Genomic DNA, 15,648 nt, shown 5'->3' with positions numbered 1-15,648 from the left:
TGGTTGAACAAGGGGGTATGTCAACCAAATCGTAATAAATGATATCCCCTTTCATATGTAAACAGGCTCCTGATAAAACCTGTAATATTAAGTCTGGTTCTTACTTTTCTTTTGCTGTAACAGTATTTAGCTTTAAAAATTCGGAATCTTATCAGGGCTTCATCAGCACTCACATTTTTTTCGGGAATGATAGTAGCCTTGCCATAAACAGTAATGTAAAATGAATAGCTTTTATTGTAGAATTGAAGTTCTGCCGGGAAGTTGTTGTCAAAATCTGTTATGTCATCGTATGGCTTTTTAACGGCAAACCAAACATTTCCGCTTTCATCAAAACCTGTAATTTTTATAATGCAGGTAGGAAATCTCAGCAATGATTGACTGGAATTATAAAAAATGGCAGTTTTCAGTTTTTCAATTCTGTCATCAATAAAATATAAATAATTGCCGGATAACATAGTGCTATTGATTTCATCAATTCAAAGTTATTTTAACTGCATACCTGTTTTCAATGACGGATGTCACCTGGTGGAATGATAAAATTCAAAAGTAGTTTGAAAGATAACAGGTTGAAAAGTTAATATGGGGTAGAGTATAGAAAGATGCGCACCCAAAGACGTTGGTAGCTTATGGTCTTTTAGAACCTGAACACTATGACGCATGTCATGCTGTCTGGTGCAGCAATTGTTGATAATAATAAACAAATAGTTGAGAGATTTGTAAAAGAATAAAAGGCAAAAACGTGTGAAAATAGCTTTTAAACATTCAATATGAAACTATTTGCATTACACAGCAGTAGCTATTTTGGCGAACTGGTAGCCAATGAATTAGGTATTGAATTGAGTGAACATGAAGAAAGGGAATTTGAAGACGGAGAACACAAAAGCCGTCCCCTGGAAAGTGTACGGAATCAGGATGTTTTTGTGATTCAATCATTATATGGCGATGAGCGGCAAAGTGTGAATGATAAACTTTGCCGGCTGTTATTTTTTTTGTCTGCATTAAAGGATGCTTCGGCCCGGCACGTTACGGCTGTAGTGCCTTATTTGTGCTATGCCCGGAAAGACAGGAAAACAAAGCCTCGCGACCCGGTTACCACACGTTACCTGGCGACGCTTTTTGAAGCAGCTGGTGCAGATTGTATAGTAACTATTGATGTACATAATATTCAGGCATATCAAAATTCGTTTCGTTGTACTACTGAGCACCTGGAAGCGAAAAAAATATTTATTGAATTTCTGCTGCCCGAATTGTTAAAAGATGATAGTATTGCTATTATGTCGCCGGATATTGGGGGGATTAAACGTGCCGAAAAATTTCAACAATCAATAGGTGAAAAATTAAATAAAGAGCTGGCGGTGGTATTTATGGAAAAATACCGCAGCAGCGGAGAAGTGTGGGGTGAAAAAGTAGCGGGAAATGTATCAGGTAAAACGGTTGTAATTATCGACGACCTGATAAGCACAGGGGGAACACTGGCCCGGGCAGCTGCATCATGTAAACGGGCAGGCGCCAAAAGAGTGTTGGCTGTTGCTACACATGGCATTTTTACCGGTGATCCCGATGAAACGTTACAGGAAGAAAGTTTACAACAAATTATAGTTACGAACACCATTCCGCCTTTCAGGCTACAACATACCCACGTAAAAGAAAAAGTAAAGGTGTTGAATGCGGCGCCCCTTTTTGCCGAAGCCATTAAACGAATAAGTGAAGGCGGATCGATTACTGAGTTGTTACAGGATTAAAAAATTACCGATGGCGAAAATTATTACAAAACGGCCACTTGATAAAACAACGTTTTCTATTGAAGAAAAGGTCGCTTTTTTAAAACACCCCGGCGTTTATCCATTTCAGGTAAGCCATATAGAAATAAAAGAAACCCATATGTCGTGGGTGTTTTTGGCTGATGATTTTGTATACAAACTTAAAAAGCCTGTTAAATACCGGTTTCTTGATTTTAGGATACTCGAATCAAGATTCAGGAATTGTCGTGAAGAAGTTCGTTTGAACAAAAGGCTGGCAAAAGATATTTACCTTGGCATAATACCTCTTACAGTTGATGATAGTGGTAACATGGCTTTACAGGGACAGGGAACAATTATAGACTGGCTGGTGCATATGAAAAGAATACCGGAGGAAAACATGCTGGATTATGTAATTAAACAACATGCTGTTAATGAAATATTGGTGCAAAAGGCCGCTATCCTGTTAACGGAATTTTATAAAAGTTCACCATGTATTGTTACAGCCCCTTGCCTGTACAGTGAAAAACTTAAGGGGGAAGTGCATACTACTTACAGGGAACTGGTTAATCCCGCATACAAATTGCCCATTGATTTGATTGAGCTGCTTACAGCCGGTTTGCTAAACTTTCTTAAAGATCATGCCTCCATGTTCGAAAAACGGATCGCAGATGGAAAGATCATAGAAGCTCATGGTGATCTGCGGCCAGAGCATATTTGCATTGCCCCAGAACCTGCTATCATTGACTGCCTGGAATTTAACCGGGATCTGAGGATATTGGACACAGCAGAAGAACTATCTTTTTTTGCCATGGAGTGTGAAATGATGGGAAATTCAGCGGTGGGGAAATTGTTTTTTGACATTTATACATCTCTGACATCCGATCATATACCGGAAGACCTCATTTGCTTTTATAAGCTGAAAAAAGCCTGTCTGCGGGCGTTTTTGGTGGTGAGGCATATAACAGAGTCTGTATATAAAGATGATCCCACATGGCCAATAAAGGCCAATACTTATCTGCAACTGGCCGAACAATATCATAAGCAACTTATGGATATCCAAAAAGGGTTTGAACAATGAAACGGGAATTAAATAACATTGTTCATTTTATTTCCTTCGTATTAGTGTTTCATAGCCCTTCGTTCTTTTTCCCATCTTTCTAAAAATTCCAGGGCTTCATTATCTGTAAGATTATAAAACGAATCGTAGGCCTGCGACACAGCGTAGAAATGATCAGGTGTTTCCAGAATGATCACTTCATCAGCTTCCTGCTGCAATTCTTTTTCCTTGCTTTCAGTTGCAACCGGTGCTGCCACCACAATTTTTGCTGCCTCTTTCTTTTTACACATTTTAATAGCAGCAAAAATAGTAGCTCCGGTAGCAATACCATCATCGGTGATAATGACGATTTTGTTTTTTATATCCGGTAGGGGCTGGCCTTTGCGGAGTGTTTGTTTTCTTCTCTCAATCTCACGGTATTGTTGTTCTTCTATTTCATCCATCATTTCCTGCGATAATTCTGATGTGGCAGAAGGGGTGTAATAAACTGAGCCATCTTCGGCGATTGCGCCGAAAGCATACTCCGGGTTATACGGGTGGCCGAGTTTGCGCACAATTAAAAACGATAATCCGGCATTCAGGTTTTTGGCTACATAATAAGCAGTTTCGGCACCTCCCCGTGGAATACCTAATACAATCACCTCTTTGTTTTTGTATTTTTTCAGCGCTTTAGCCAGTTGTAAAGCGGCTTCTTTTCGGTTTAAAAACATGTGCAGGTTTTTAAATTAAGTAATGTTCAGCCTGCTATTTATTAATAGCGTGTAATCAATGCCATTCGTTCATATTCTTTCAACATATCATTTTCTACTATTACTACTTCACCGTTTTTTTCCAGTACCAGTGCTATAATGGAACTCACTGCATCGGGAAGCACATGGTGTGTTTTTTTAGGAGGATGCAGGAATAATTGATAACCATCTTTATTTTTAATAAAACCTGTAACAGAAAGATCTTTTTCTACCAATAGCTTGAAACCTCTTCCTTCAGTAACAGCTTTCCATACATTTTGAATACCGGATATTCCCAGTCCTTTTCCTATTTTCTCTTTAAATTCGCTGATCAGTTTTTCTTTTTCGTTATCAAGAAACAGCTTCATCGCCTTCCAGGTTAATTTACCCAACTCATTTTCGGTTGATAAGAAGTAATTGCCGGGGATATAACCGGCTATGTAATTCTCATGCCGTGTAATTTTCCTGAAATAAGATAAGTTTTTGAGGTCGCCTGTCACAATCAATGACACTTCGTTAGCAAGATAACTGTTCAATAATTCATCTGCCTGCCGGAAGAAACTTTCAAACCTGATCTCCTCCATTACTGTTTTATCTTTTTCAAACTCTTTTACAAAAGCATGGCCAACATAAGAACTTCCACGCGTTGGCCGGTTGTATTCATATTCCGTTGTGTTTTTTTGGGGAAAGTGATCGTTTATTATTTCTGTAACGGTATTTAACCGGGCATTGAAGAGTTTTATCTCCTTCTCACTTAAAAGCAAAACATAATAAGGCGCGTTGTAATAGGCCTGGTTTAACCAGTCCCTGATTTCAAATGCATCTCCAATACTTACTTTCTCCTTTACCGGAAAATAATAGTGTATAAGTTTTTTTACATCTGGCGATACAAATAACCCGATTCCGTCTGCATTGTGATTAAAATCTATCCTGGCATACAATTCATCAATACTTTGTATTAAGGGATTAATATTTGTGTCTGTATATTTCTTTTGTAAATATTCCTTTACTTTTTGAATGGCTTTTTCCAGTTGTAATGGATCGCTTCTTCTGTCTGGAGAAAGTCTGTGCGTAGGAGTAATCACAGAAATACAAATATTCCCTTTTCCTTTTTTTAACAGAGGAAGTTCATCTGCTGTAAATATTTCTTTTTTCATACCATACATAATTTTATAATGATTTACCAGGCTTCAATGTCACTATCGGTATGCTTATGCTGTTCTGGTATAATCAGCAATGGAATTTGGCTTTCAAAAATCATAGAGCGGGTTGTACTTTTATAAAACCATCTTTCGGGTAGGGTATGTTTGTGAGGCAATAATGCCAGCATGTTTATTTTGTACCCGGCAATAAAATCATTTAATGCCTGAGGTATATCTTTTCCTTCAATGCATTCATATACCGGATCAAGTGTTCGTACCATCCTTTTTATTTTAAAGGGAGGATTCAATACTTCATAAGCTTCCTGAAACTGGTTTTGGGTTATTCGTACCAGGTATAGCTTTGCATGAAATCTTTCTCCTATTTCACGTAATATATCCAGCAGATGCGGATCACTGTCGGGTGCTACATCACTTTCGTTAGCCAATGCTATTGCCGATATATTGATAAATGAAGTTTCTTCCGGTACTACCAGCAAAGGAACGGGTAGCTTTTTTACCAATGCGGTAATAGTGCTGCCAAAAAAACGGCGAATGGCGGCCCCACTCTTTTTCATGCCGGCAATAATGATGTCGACATTGTTCTCTTTAACAGCCTGTAGAATACATTTGGCTGCAATACCTGGTTTGGAAATGGTTTCAACAGATATTTTATTTCCTTCTGCAAGCACCTGTATTTCATCTTCCAGTTGCCGCTGAACCCTGATGCCCATTTCTTCCAAAGTGAGCACCGGGATTTCTGATACCGGAACAGGCACCTGTTCATAAGCGCTGAACAATATTAACCGGGCATTAAATGCTTTGGCTAACTCTGCTGCATATAAGGTGGCATTATGTGCAGCATCTGAAAAATCGGTGGCAACCAGAATGGTTTTCATAAAATGCTTTCTTCAAAGCTACCAGCTATTACAGGGGGCTTTCTATGATGGGCATCAATACCATGTATGATTTAACTCATTAGGCTATCATTTGTGTAACTGTTTTGTTATTGGTGATGAAACGCATTAGCATCTGGCGTTTTTGGTTGATGGAAAAATAATATTTAATTATTCAATGTACCTTTACAATTGTATTCCGTTAATCAATGAAAATGTTTCAATTGTGATTTTTAATAAGGTAATTTTCAATGAAACGAATCTTATTGGTTGAAGATAATGAGGGTATACGCGAAAATACAGCAGAACTGCTTGAATTAGAGCGTTATACTGTTTTTATGGCCTACGCTTGAAAATTTAGTTAAATATATACAGCAGAAGAAAAGCTGATAGCTTTTGGGTGTTACAAGATTCGCAATATCATTACCCTGCCTGACCGGTATCATTTTTCATCTCTTTACTTACTGGTAAATTTATAGTCATTATAAACCTATAAGCGAGTGATTATGGAAAAAATATTCGACGGCAAAGTTGCTATTGTTACCGGTGGCAGTTTTGGTATAGGACGCGCTACAGCGGTTGCTTTTGCTCTTCGCGGAGCCAAAGTAGTTATTGCAGACCAGATAGAAGATAAAGAGCATGAAACCATAAAATTGATTAAAGCTGTGGGAGGGGATGGAATTTTTATTCAATGTGATGTATCGCAAAACAACAATGTAAAAGCGATGGTAGATAAAACGATCGAAACATTTGGCAGGCTGGATTTTGCTTTTAACAATGCAGGTATTGAAGGGGCGATCGCCACCACACAGGAATGCACTGAAGAGAACTGGGACAAAACCATTGGCGTTAACCTGAAAGGAATATGGCTGTGTATGAAGCATGAAATTCCTCATTTGCTTCAACAAGGAAAGGGGGCAATTGTAAATTGCGCATCGGTAGCCGGACTTATCGGTTTTCCGGGGCTTCCGGCTTACGTGGTGAGTAAACACGGCGTAGTGGGATTAACTAAAACGGCTGCATTGGAAAACGCTAAGCTGGGAATACGCATTAACGCTGTTTGTCCCGGTGTAATTCATACTGATATGATCGACCGTATAACTGGTATGGATAAGGAGGTGGAGAAACAATATATCAGTATGGAACCGGTAGGCCGTATGGGGAATCCGCAAGAGGTTGCCGAGGCGGTGATATGGTTATGTTCTGATGCTGCTTCATTTGTTACAGGACATTCAATGCCTGTGGATGGTGGATGGATTGCGGGATAATAAACAATGAACCGCTCTAACCGGGACCTGGTTATAAAAAATTTATTGGAAATTCAACAGTTTACGTATATATTAAACATTGGAAACGGCGAATAATATTACAATATCAAAACTATTAAAGGTTATTTATGACAAAAAAAATGCTAAAGAAATGGCAATGGATATCGATTTTAACAACCTTTATTGTAATAGCTATTCTATTCGTTACCTTTCATCACCGACATGTGGATGTATATGATAATTTTGAAACTCCAAAACTAAGCGCCATATGGAGCACTAACAGGATGACGGACTCTTCTTTGACTATTCAGTCAACCATTATTCGTAATGGAAAAAGCGCTGCTAAAATTACTTTACACAATGGAGACATCGTAGAAGCTAAGACTGACAAAGACAAGGCTTCAGAGAGAGATGAATTGATGGAGGCGATGTCATTATTTTCGATTGAGGGTAAAACGTACCAATACAAATTCAGTCTATTTCTACCTGATAGCTTCCCAATCCTGCCTACTCGACTTGTTATTGCCCAATGGAAAGAATTCTGCCCGTCATGTTCGTGTTCAGAATATAGTCCAATACTAGCTTTGAGATACGTTTCAGGTAAGTTCTTCATCACACTTCAGGTCGATTCTACTCGCAAAAAAAAATTATATGAATTAACTCAGGAAATTAGAAACCATTGGAATGACTTCACATTTCAAATAAAATTTTCAAAAGAAAGAGATGGAATGATCAAAGCCTCCCTAAATAATGAAGAAATTATTGATTACACCGGTATCACAAGTTACCAGAACAATTGCAGAATTTTATCTGATAAAAACAAATACTATTTCAAAATGGGGTTATATCGTGACAGAGTACTACAACCTATGAGTATATACATTGACAATTACAGCAAAAAGCAACTTAACTGATAAACTACGTACAACATGCCGAATATATTCTCATATTGGTACAACTAACCAGGTTTTCGAAATTGTCAGCAAATCAAACTGTCACTCAAATTTAATTTGAACTCTCCCAAATCAGATGCGAATTTAAAGGGTTAAAAAACTTTAAGTTTTCATCTGAAACGACATTAACTTATTTACCATCTTTTGCCAATACTTCCTGCCTGTTTAAAACATGTTTTTTTACCATGTCTTTCACAATTAATTGTCCGTATTCATGTGCCAGGTTTTCTGATGATGCCGGATCGAATGATTCAGTTTGTACAGAATATAACAGCTCTTTACTGGCTACATCGAAGAAGTTGCTTTCCCAGAAATAACGGGTGTCAATAACGTAATAGCCGGGTGCATAAATACGATTATACATGGTTGTATAGTAACCCCAGAAATGCCGGTAATAAGGAGCATATGGCGAATAGTATATATTTCCGGGAACATAATACCTTTCCTTTGTTTTATCCAGTAAAACAATTGTAATAACGGCATCTATTCCGCTATTTTGTAATTTTTCAAGAACGGCCTCTTCACTCATTTTACTGAACTCTTTCGGGCCATATTCGTTCAGAGCAGAAACTGCATTGTATCCCAGGTTTTTTAAATCGCCCACAAGATGGTTCTCCATTTGTTGTCTTGCTTCCAAATGCTTTTCTTCGTTCAGGGTAATGACAAGTATCTTGTTGTATTTTTTTGCCGGGGTAATTTCTGACTTCCATGAATGGGTGATCCGGGAAGAGGAACATGCAAGCAGGAACAGAAACGATACACTGAGCATTAATTGTATTCTGTTCATAAGTTTATATTTTGTTACAGGCAATTTAACAATAGCAAGGCTGGGATTCTATGATAGGCGTCACTTGTGCATGAAATAATGATCACTTGGTTGTTTAAGGCCTTTTAGGTATAAAAGACAATTTTTCATATATATCGTCAAAAAACTGTACAAGGGCTGTAGAATCTACCCAGGCAGTATTGTATAAAACAAATACAGGAATCTTTTCGGAGATAAGCGACCTATGAAGAGTGAATATTTGCTTCTGCCAGTTCCTTAAATCAGAGTAAATGTCATCGTAATAATCCAACCAAAGACTTAATTCTGTTATATTCTTTTGTATCGACTTTATTCAAAAGCAGGTATTCAATGATGTGATTGAGATTTACGACTCCTATAAGATGACTATTATCCATAACAGGGTAAATGCGTTCATCATTATGAGCCAGCTTTTCAAGCACCGTTTCTACCTCTTTGTCGCCATTCAGGTAGTCCAGTCCTTCCTTTACCAGTTTTTTGAGTGGTTCGTTGTAATTCATTTCGGCAATTGCTTTTACAATTTCAAGCCGGTTAATGGAGCCTACAGGAGTAACGCCATCCATTAGCACAAAATATTTACTATGGTTAGTCATCAGTACGTTGGCGGCTTCCTGCACCGTCATGTTTGTTTGCAAACTGTTGTAATCATACATCAATACTTCATTTAGTTTTATACCTTTTACCAGTGATTTCAATCGCAAATAATATTCTTCCACTCCGGCAGAGAAAATGATGAAAATACCGATGACCGGTAAAAAGGGGTTTATTAAAAGTATTCCTAAAGCAATAAAAATAACGGCAATGATTTTGCCCACGGTGGCGGCAATAGCAGTAGCCTGAATGTAGTTTAATTTAAAACCCAGCAGGGCGCGAAGGATTCTGCCACCGTCCATTGGGAATGCCGGAATTAAATTAAATATAACCAGTCCAATATTTACGATACGCAGGTTATATAAAAAATCGTGGCCATGCATTATACTGGCATTTTCCGGCGCCTGCCAGAAGCTGGTATGCGGTAACAACAACAGCCACAATAAAACGGCTATAATGATATTCACTACCGGACCGGCCATACTAATTGCCAGCTCCTGCCGGGGATTATCAGGAAATTTTTCAAGACTGGCTATGCCGCCAACAGGCAACAGCACAATGTTTTTTGCTTTAATACCAAAACGGGCAGCCATTAAAGCATGCCCCAGCTCATGCAGGGTAATACAGGCAAAAACTGCCAGTACAAACAACACCGACCAGGTGAGTTGTTCAATATTATTTCCCGCACTGCCGTTTACCAGTAGTACCCAGCCGATGAGTAATAAGAAAGTCCAGTGAATAAATATATTAATCCCCCGGATGCTCAATAATTTATAAGCGCCACGCATAAGGGGTAAGTTTTTAAGTTAAATAGTCCCGCCAACCACCAGCGGGACCATGGAAAGCCAAATGAAATTATTTAACAGCAATATGTTTCGACAAAGCTGCTTTTTTAGCCTGTTCGGTTTTGGGAAGCGTTAACTGCAATACTCCGTTTTCGTAAACAGCCTCAATTTTGTCTTTCATAACCTCTTCTGGTAATGTAAAGCTGCGGCTGAACGAAGAATAATTGTATTCTGTTCGGGAATACCGTTCCTCTTTTTCTTCCTTTCTTTCTTCCTTTTCGCAACTTATAGTAAGCACATTGCCTTCTACATCAATATTAAAATCATTTTTTTTCAGTCCGGGCGCTGCTACGGAAATCATGTAATCGTCATTGTTTTCAGTAACATTCACAGCAGGTACAGTCATCCTTCTTTCATTTTCAAACCAGTTGCTCCATGGCCTGAAAAAATCATCAAATACTGAAGGGAACATTTCACCTCGTTTTGTTAATGCTCTGCCCATAAGACCTCCTTTGTTTTTGGGGTTATTTAATAATGGTATATCGAATTTAACGGAAGCGGCACTTTTTTCCATGGATCGCCATCATAGGTGCAGATGAGAATGATCAGTTAAAAGGCTTATCATCACCGTGCTTCGTAACGCGCAGTTTGCCAGGTTTGTACAATGGCTACCACTGGAGAAGCCGAAAATCTATCGCAGCCGAATTTTAGCTAAATCGTAAATAAAGGAATCGTGTGCAGGAAAGCTGCCCGCACGGGACTATGCGGGAGCGGGGAGGTAACGAACCGCTCTACCCGGAACCTGTTAATACAAGATATAAAAGTATTAGTAGAGTTTGCAGGCCTCAATCAGCGATTGATAATGGGCCATTAATTTAGATGCAGGCACAAATAAAGGAATCGTGTGCAGGAAAGCTTCTCGCACGGGACTATGCGGGAGCGGGGAGGTAACGAACCGCTCTANTGGGCCATTAATTTAGATGCAGGCACAAATAAAGGAATCGTGTGCAGGAAAGCTTCTCGCACGGGACTATGCGGGAGCGGGGAGGTAACGAACCGCTCTACCCGGAACAGAAAGACCAGCAGTTATATGATAGCTCCTTCCACCAAAATAGTTGCCTATAACATTAGAGGAAAGACGACTTTATTATAAAAATTGGTAGAGCTTTACAAACAACATTGAATATCAATAGCATACAACACAAATTAAAACAAGCCTGGTTGAACTTGTGTATTTTATGCATCAGTTAACATTCTTTCCCTTTATTGATGCTGATCAATTATAGGTTTGAAGCACACCTTACGCATTGGTATGAGCAATTTCAAGGAACATCTTGTTTAAACAATCTCTATTTGGGATATAGTTACACTGAAGGATTGTAAGTAAATTTGGATATATTTTTTCCCCGAACAGAAAATAGCTTTTTGCAGCACAAAGGGTTAATCTATTTGCAATTCATTTTAATCTGTTAACCTTTATTCCATACGCCTGGATTCAGATTCTGATCTTAATATTTAATTCATCTCCCTATAAAGATAATTCAATACTTTATATATTTAGTAAGCAGATTCTTCTTTTATGCCCCAACACCGTCAGCTTGCAGCCATCCTGTTCACCGATATTGAAGGGTATACTGCTATTATGCAGCAGAGTGAGCAAAAAGCAATGATCATAAAAGACCGGCACCGCGAAATCCTGCAAAAAGAACACGAACAATTTAATGGTCGCATAATTCAATATTATGGAGATGGCACTCTTAGTATTTTTCCAAGTGTTGTTGAAGCCGTACAATGTGCGCTATCCATGCAACAGAAATTCCTTCAATTGCCACAAGTTCCTGTGCGAATGGGATTACATATCGGTGATATCATCTTTGACGAAGGGTTTGTATTTGGCGACGGAGTTAATCTTGCATCACGTATTGAATCCCTGGGAGTAGCAGGAAGTGTATTGATTTCTGATACAGCAAATGACGAACTTCACAATCACCCTGAACTTCAAACAATATCGGTGGGTGTCTATCAATTTAAAAATGTAAAGCGGCCTGTAGAAGTGTTTGCACTTAATCATGAATATCTGGTAAAACCGCCACGCAATTCACTAAAAGGAAAGACCGAAGAAGAAAAAGTTCCCGAACATGAAACACATAAAAAATCAGATACTGGTAAAAGTATTCCTTTAAAAAGTATTGCTGTACTGCCATTCGTGAACATGAGCAATGACCCAGACCAGGAATATTTCAGCGAAGGCATGGCGGAAGAAATTATTAACTCTTTAACCCATTTAAAAGATTTAAATGTAGCAGGGCGCACTTCCTCTTTTCAATTCAAGGGGAAAAATATCGACCTGCACGAATTGGGAGAAAAACTGAGTGTGCATACCGTGCTGGTAGGCAGCGTGCGTAAGCAAGGCAGCCGGCTTCGAATAACAACCCAGTTGATTAATATAGACAATGGGTATCAGATGTGGTCGGAAAAATATGACCGGGAAATGGATGATGTGTTTGCGATTCAGGACGATATTGCTCTTTCCATTACAAAAAAACTAAAGCTGACATTACTGAAGAAAGATCGTGACTTAATGACTAAAAGCTATACACAAAATACCGAAGCCTATGAGCTATATTTAAAAGGAAGGTTTTATTTAGCCAGGCGTGGCGCTTCGGTAATAACCAGCATACAATGTTTTCAAAAAGCAATTGCTATTGATCCCGGGTTTGCCCTGGCCCATGCAGGATATGCAGATGCTAATTTATTAATTGCTTCCTACGGTTTATTGCCACCCAGGCAAGCAATGGCTCAGGCAAAGCAATCTGCAGAGAGAGCATTGGAGTTGGATCCTTCTCTATGTGAACCCTATTGTTCCCTTGGATATTATTATACCTGCTTTGAATGGAACTGGCCGGAGGCCAGGAAATATTTCCTTAGATCCATTGAAATTAATCCGCGGTATGCAGAAGGTCATTATCGGTATGGCTGGAATTACCTTACCTGTGTGGAAGGAAAATTCGAGGAAGCAGAAAAGCATGGAAAAACAGGGATAACTCTGGAACCACTAAGTTCAATTTGCTATGCCAGCTATGCCCTGATTCTTCATTGCGCCGGCAAGTTCAAAGAAGCACTTGCTTTTTGCAAAAAAGGTATTGAGCTGGACGTCAATTCGTTTTTATGCCATGTAACTGCAGGTAAAACACAAATAGCATTGCAACAATATGAGGAAGCAATTTCTTCCTTCGAGTCTGCCATGAAGCTTTCCAACAGGCATTCCTTTACAGTTCATGGCTTTATCTGGACATATTGCATCACCGGGCGTTCTGACAAGGCCCGTATATTGATGAACGAATTAAAAGAAAGATCACAAAGCGAATATGTTGCCAACACGCTCACTGCATTATCTGCAGCCTACCTGAATGATTTGGATGAAGCTTTTGATTACCTTGAAAAAGCGTACGATGACCGTGACCCCATTTTAGTTATGCTCAAATATGAACAATGGGTCCCTGCCACACTAAGAGCTGATCCGCGGTTTCAATTTTTTTTAGATAGAATTGGTTTCCCCAAATACATCGGTAAGTGACATGCGAGATAGTGAATTAACTGACGATAACGTGACCAGCATTTTGCTATCGAAGCCAGCCCACCGTTGCTAAAGCTTCGGCGGTGGTGAGAGGCCTGGCATTTTGGCCTGGGGAGATGAAGATAAAAAAGCTTTATACCTGACGGCTCATACCAGTTTGTATAAGATAAGAGTGAATACGGGGGGCGCGTTGAATTATTTTACACAGGGAACCATGCAACTGATAGCCCGTGCGCCGGGGTTAACTAAATTCCAACCGGCAATACGTGAGATGCTTTTTGGATCGGTTACATAAAGGATAATCCAATCGTTGTATTGAACCACCCTTGCTTTTATTGACACCGGCGCTGCTACAAATTCTTTAACTGCCTGATTCATTTTTTCTCCATGCGCTCCCACTATTAAATAATAGTTGGCTTCTCCTTTATTGTTTTGCACTTTTAAAACAGGCGGAATGCCGCCCAGAATACAACGGATGGCACAGTCTTTATGCGGTTTGCCTTCTCCGGGTTTCATTACTCCAAAAAAACATTTGGGATCAACGATCTCTCCATGAATAGTTTGTTCACCCAGATCCTGTTGAACCGGTAATGCGGCTGCGCCGGTTTCTTTATTTATCGATACCAGCGGATTATCTGCCGCATCAACCTGAATCAGTAGTTTACCATCATTATAAAGCAGGGTTCCTTTAAGGGTAATTTCTTTTTGGTTCAGGTAAATGTGTTTTTCTTTTTCAAGATTGTTCATAACTCCGTCGGCGCCGAACTTTCCATAACCGATCAATGGAATGGTGATATAAGAAACATGTCCTAACCAATCTTTTCCGTTTATCACTTTAATATAGGGAACAGGTTCTTTGAAATAAACACCTGTAACATGGGTTAACCGGCCAAATTCAAATTGCCCCGTGCCAAATTTTTTTTGCGATAGCGCCACCAGCGCGCCAACCGTTATTACAACGATTATTAAAACAACGATCACTTTTTTAATATGGCGGGCAAAACTGCCCGGGGCATTCGGCATCCAGCCTATATAAAAATCATTATCAGGCATTTTCTATAAATTGTTTATTGGGATTGATAGATGCACCAGGTCGTTCGGTGCCTTCAGGCAAGGGCAGGGATTCAGCCATACCTGTGCCCCTTGTACCAGCACATCGTACGTACTTACTTTTTCTTTGAATGGAGGTGGTGATTGACCATTTTTCGGCAGGTATTGGTAACCGTGCCATGGACAGGTGATACAGCCATCTAAAATTTTTCCTTCACCCAGCGGGCCCCCCTGATGTTTGCACACATTGTGTATGGCGTATAATTTATTTTCAAATTTGAAGATGGCAACCCTTTCGGGCCCAACACAAAATATTTTGGCACAGTTATCAGTTATTTCATGGGTTTCGCACACATACACAAAACCGTCTTTTTTTAATTTGAAAACCTGGTTGTCTTTGCGAACTTCTTTTGTACCGGCAATCAGGTGTAAGGTAATAAGCATCACGGCGCCTGCAAATACCATTATTACAAGCACGGGATTCGTTTCGTATTGTATGACGCCCAGCATCACATGCATTATTACCAGAAAATACGCCAGGTACACAAACATGTGCAGTGTTTTCCAGATTTTAGGCGAAAGGGTATGCAACCAAAAATCATGGCTGGTAATAGCCATTAAAAAAAAGATGACGAGCGCAAAAAATCCCAATGCCTGAAAAGGAAATTGTGATACTGTATTGTATTGTGTGTTGGATGTAAATAATGAAATGAACGGGTTAGTGTTACCTAATGCGTGAAATTGTAAAATACTGAAACTGCCATGGATCAGGGCAACAGCAAACATAGTAACGCCCAGGTGGCGGCGGTTGTATAGCAAGGGCAGGAATTTTTTATTGATGCGGGCCAGCGGACCGATGCTGAGTATTACATGCAATAACAAAATAGCCAAAGTGGCTGTTGAACGGATGAGGGCTGTTTCAAAAGTATAGTCAGGATTGGAAATGGCCGTTAAAGCAATAAACGTTGTGAGATATAATGCGCAAAATGTAAAAATGAGCCAGTCATATATTTTTTTCTGACGATTCCAGCCTACTGCAACATATGATGCGCCCATA

General features: G+C 39.3%; 14 protein-coding genes. 5 read left to right on the top strand and 9 right to left on the bottom strand.

The genetic code is table 11. The features are described from left to right. Positions 1 to 20 precede the first annotated feature (20 nt). A complete protein-coding gene (locus AC59IL_RS35300; RefSeq protein ID WP_496556965.1) occupies positions 21 to 455 on the bottom strand; it encodes a hypothetical protein in 435 nt (144 codons plus the stop codon). Between the two features lie 312 nt (positions 456 to 767). Between AC59IL_RS35300 and AC59IL_RS35295 the strand changes: the two genes are divergently transcribed. Both AC59IL_RS35295 and AC59IL_RS35290 read left to right on the top strand, forming a co-directional pair. Further along, complete coding sequence (locus AC59IL_RS35295) at positions 768 to 1,742, top strand: ribose-phosphate diphosphokinase (RefSeq protein WP_496556964.1); 975 nt, start codon at positions 768 to 770, stop codon at positions 1,740 to 1,742. 10 nt (positions 1,743 to 1,752) lie between these two features. Continuing rightward, positions 1,753 to 2,820 carry a hypothetical protein gene (locus AC59IL_RS35290; protein WP_496556963.1) on the top strand — a complete coding sequence of 356 codons (1,068 nt, stop codon included), beginning with the start codon at positions 1,753 to 1,755 and terminating at the stop codon, positions 2,818 to 2,820. A 41-nt stretch (positions 2,821 to 2,861) separates the two neighbouring features. Here AC59IL_RS35290 and AC59IL_RS35285 read toward each other — a convergent pair whose 3' ends face one another. Genes AC59IL_RS35285 through AC59IL_RS35275 form a run of 3 tightly spaced genes read right to left on the bottom strand, consistent with a single transcriptional unit; the run spans position 2,862 to position 5,565 of the window. Next, positions 2,862 to 3,509, bottom strand: a complete 648-nt coding sequence (locus AC59IL_RS35285; RefSeq protein ID WP_496556962.1) for a phosphoribosyltransferase — start codon at positions 3,507 to 3,509, stop codon at positions 2,862 to 2,864. A 41-nt stretch (positions 3,510 to 3,550) separates the two neighbouring features. Beyond that, complete coding sequence (locus AC59IL_RS35280) at positions 3,551 to 4,684, bottom strand: baeRF3 domain-containing protein (protein WP_496556961.1); 1,134 nt, start codon at positions 4,682 to 4,684, stop codon at positions 3,551 to 3,553. 23 nt (positions 4,685 to 4,707) lie between these two features. Beyond that, a complete protein-coding gene (locus AC59IL_RS35275; protein ID WP_496556960.1) occupies positions 4,708 to 5,565 on the bottom strand; it encodes a universal stress protein in 858 nt (285 codons plus the stop codon). Positions 5,566 to 6,068: 503 nt separating this feature from the next. Between AC59IL_RS35275 and AC59IL_RS35270 the strand changes: the two genes are divergently transcribed. Both AC59IL_RS35270 and AC59IL_RS35265 read left to right on the top strand, forming a co-directional pair. Then, on the top strand, positions 6,069 to 6,830 hold the full coding sequence (locus tag AC59IL_RS35270) for an SDR family oxidoreductase (protein WP_496556959.1): 762 nt from the start codon (positions 6,069 to 6,071) through the stop codon (positions 6,828 to 6,830). A gap of 128 nt (positions 6,831 to 6,958) precedes the next feature. Then, complete coding sequence (locus tag AC59IL_RS35265; RefSeq protein ID WP_496556958.1) at positions 6,959 to 7,744, top strand: polysaccharide lyase family 20 protein; 786 nt, start codon at positions 6,959 to 6,961, stop codon at positions 7,742 to 7,744. Between the two features lie 169 nt (positions 7,745 to 7,913). On the opposite strand, the gene AC59IL_RS35260 is transcribed toward AC59IL_RS35265, so the two are convergent. From AC59IL_RS35260 to AC59IL_RS35250, 3 genes are all read right to left on the bottom strand, one after another. After that, positions 7,914 to 8,570 (bottom strand): hypothetical protein, encoded by a 657-nt coding sequence (locus tag AC59IL_RS35260; RefSeq protein WP_496556957.1) that lies wholly within the window; start codon positions 8,568 to 8,570, stop codon positions 7,914 to 7,916. A gap of 272 nt (positions 8,571 to 8,842) precedes the next feature. Continuing rightward, positions 8,843 to 9,967: a site-2 protease family protein gene (locus AC59IL_RS35255; RefSeq protein WP_496556956.1), complete on the bottom strand. Its 1,125-nt coding sequence runs from the start codon at positions 9,965 to 9,967 to the stop codon at positions 8,843 to 8,845. 67 nt (positions 9,968 to 10,034) lie between these two features. After that, positions 10,035 to 10,466, bottom strand: a complete 432-nt coding sequence (locus AC59IL_RS35250) for an Hsp20/alpha crystallin family protein (RefSeq protein ID WP_496556955.1) — start codon at positions 10,464 to 10,466, stop codon at positions 10,035 to 10,037. Positions 10,467 to 11,543: 1,077 nt separating this feature from the next. On the opposite strand from AC59IL_RS35250, the gene AC59IL_RS35245 reads away from it, so the two are divergent. After that, complete coding sequence (locus AC59IL_RS35245) at positions 11,544 to 13,541, top strand: adenylate/guanylate cyclase domain-containing protein (RefSeq protein ID WP_496556954.1); 1,998 nt, start codon at positions 11,544 to 11,546, stop codon at positions 13,539 to 13,541. A 195-nt stretch (positions 13,542 to 13,736) separates the two neighbouring features. On the opposite strand, the gene AC59IL_RS35240 is transcribed toward AC59IL_RS35245, so the two are convergent. Further along, a complete protein-coding gene (locus AC59IL_RS35240; RefSeq protein WP_496556953.1) occupies positions 13,737 to 14,594 on the bottom strand; it encodes a hypothetical protein in 858 nt (285 codons plus the stop codon). 3 nt (positions 14,595 to 14,597) lie between these two features. After that, on the bottom strand, positions 14,598 to 15,647 hold the full coding sequence (locus AC59IL_RS35235) for a Rieske 2Fe-2S domain-containing protein (protein WP_496556952.1): 1,050 nt from the start codon (positions 15,645 to 15,647) through the stop codon (positions 14,598 to 14,600). Position 15,648: the final 1 nt, after the last annotated feature.

The organism is Niastella sp. sgz303648 (genome assembly GCF_059587045.1).
The sequence above is the reverse complement of the archived record's forward strand: the minus strand, read 5'-3'. Positions and strand labels throughout refer to the sequence as shown.

What these genes read in the sequence shown, in the direction of transcription:
- AC59IL_RS35300 (WP_496556965.1), bottom strand. Translation starts at nt 455, where the DNA reads ATGTTATCCGGCAATTATTTATATTTTATTGATGACAGAATTGAAAAA.
- AC59IL_RS35295 (WP_496556964.1), top strand. Translation starts at nt 768, where the DNA reads ATGAAACTATTTGCATTACACAGCAGTAGCTATTTTGGCGAACTGGTA.
- AC59IL_RS35290 (WP_496556963.1), top strand. Translation starts at nt 1,753, where the DNA reads ATGGCGAAAATTATTACAAAACGGCCACTTGATAAAACAACGTTTTCT.
- AC59IL_RS35285 (WP_496556962.1), bottom strand. Translation starts at nt 3,509, where the DNA reads ATGTTTTTAAACCGAAAAGAAGCCGCTTTACAACTGGCTAAAGCGCTG.
- AC59IL_RS35280 (WP_496556961.1), bottom strand. Translation starts at nt 4,684, where the DNA reads ATGAAAAAAGAAATATTTACAGCAGATGAACTTCCTCTGTTAAAAAAA.
- AC59IL_RS35275 (WP_496556960.1), bottom strand. Translation starts at nt 5,565, where the DNA reads ATGAAAACCATTCTGGTTGCCACCGATTTTTCAGATGCTGCACATAAT.
- AC59IL_RS35270 (WP_496556959.1), top strand. Translation starts at nt 6,069, where the DNA reads ATGGAAAAAATATTCGACGGCAAAGTTGCTATTGTTACCGGTGGCAGT.
- AC59IL_RS35265 (WP_496556958.1), top strand. Translation starts at nt 6,959, where the DNA reads ATGACAAAAAAAATGCTAAAGAAATGGCAATGGATATCGATTTTAACA.
- AC59IL_RS35260 (WP_496556957.1), bottom strand. Translation starts at nt 8,570, where the DNA reads ATGAACAGAATACAATTAATGCTCAGTGTATCGTTTCTGTTCCTGCTT.
- AC59IL_RS35255 (WP_496556956.1), bottom strand. Translation starts at nt 9,967, where the DNA reads ATGCGTGGCGCTTATAAATTATTGAGCATCCGGGGGATTAATATATTT.
- AC59IL_RS35250 (WP_496556955.1), bottom strand. Translation starts at nt 10,466, where the DNA reads ATGGGCAGAGCATTAACAAAACGAGGTGAAATGTTCCCTTCAGTATTT.
- AC59IL_RS35245 (WP_496556954.1), top strand. Translation starts at nt 11,544, where the DNA reads ATGCCCCAACACCGTCAGCTTGCAGCCATCCTGTTCACCGATATTGAA.
- AC59IL_RS35240 (WP_496556953.1), bottom strand. Translation starts at nt 14,594, where the DNA reads ATGCCTGATAATGATTTTTATATAGGCTGGATGCCGAATGCCCCGGGC.
- AC59IL_RS35235 (WP_496556952.1), bottom strand. Translation starts at nt 15,647, where the DNA reads ATGGGCGCATCATATGTTGCAGTAGGCTGGAATCGTCAGAAAAAAATA.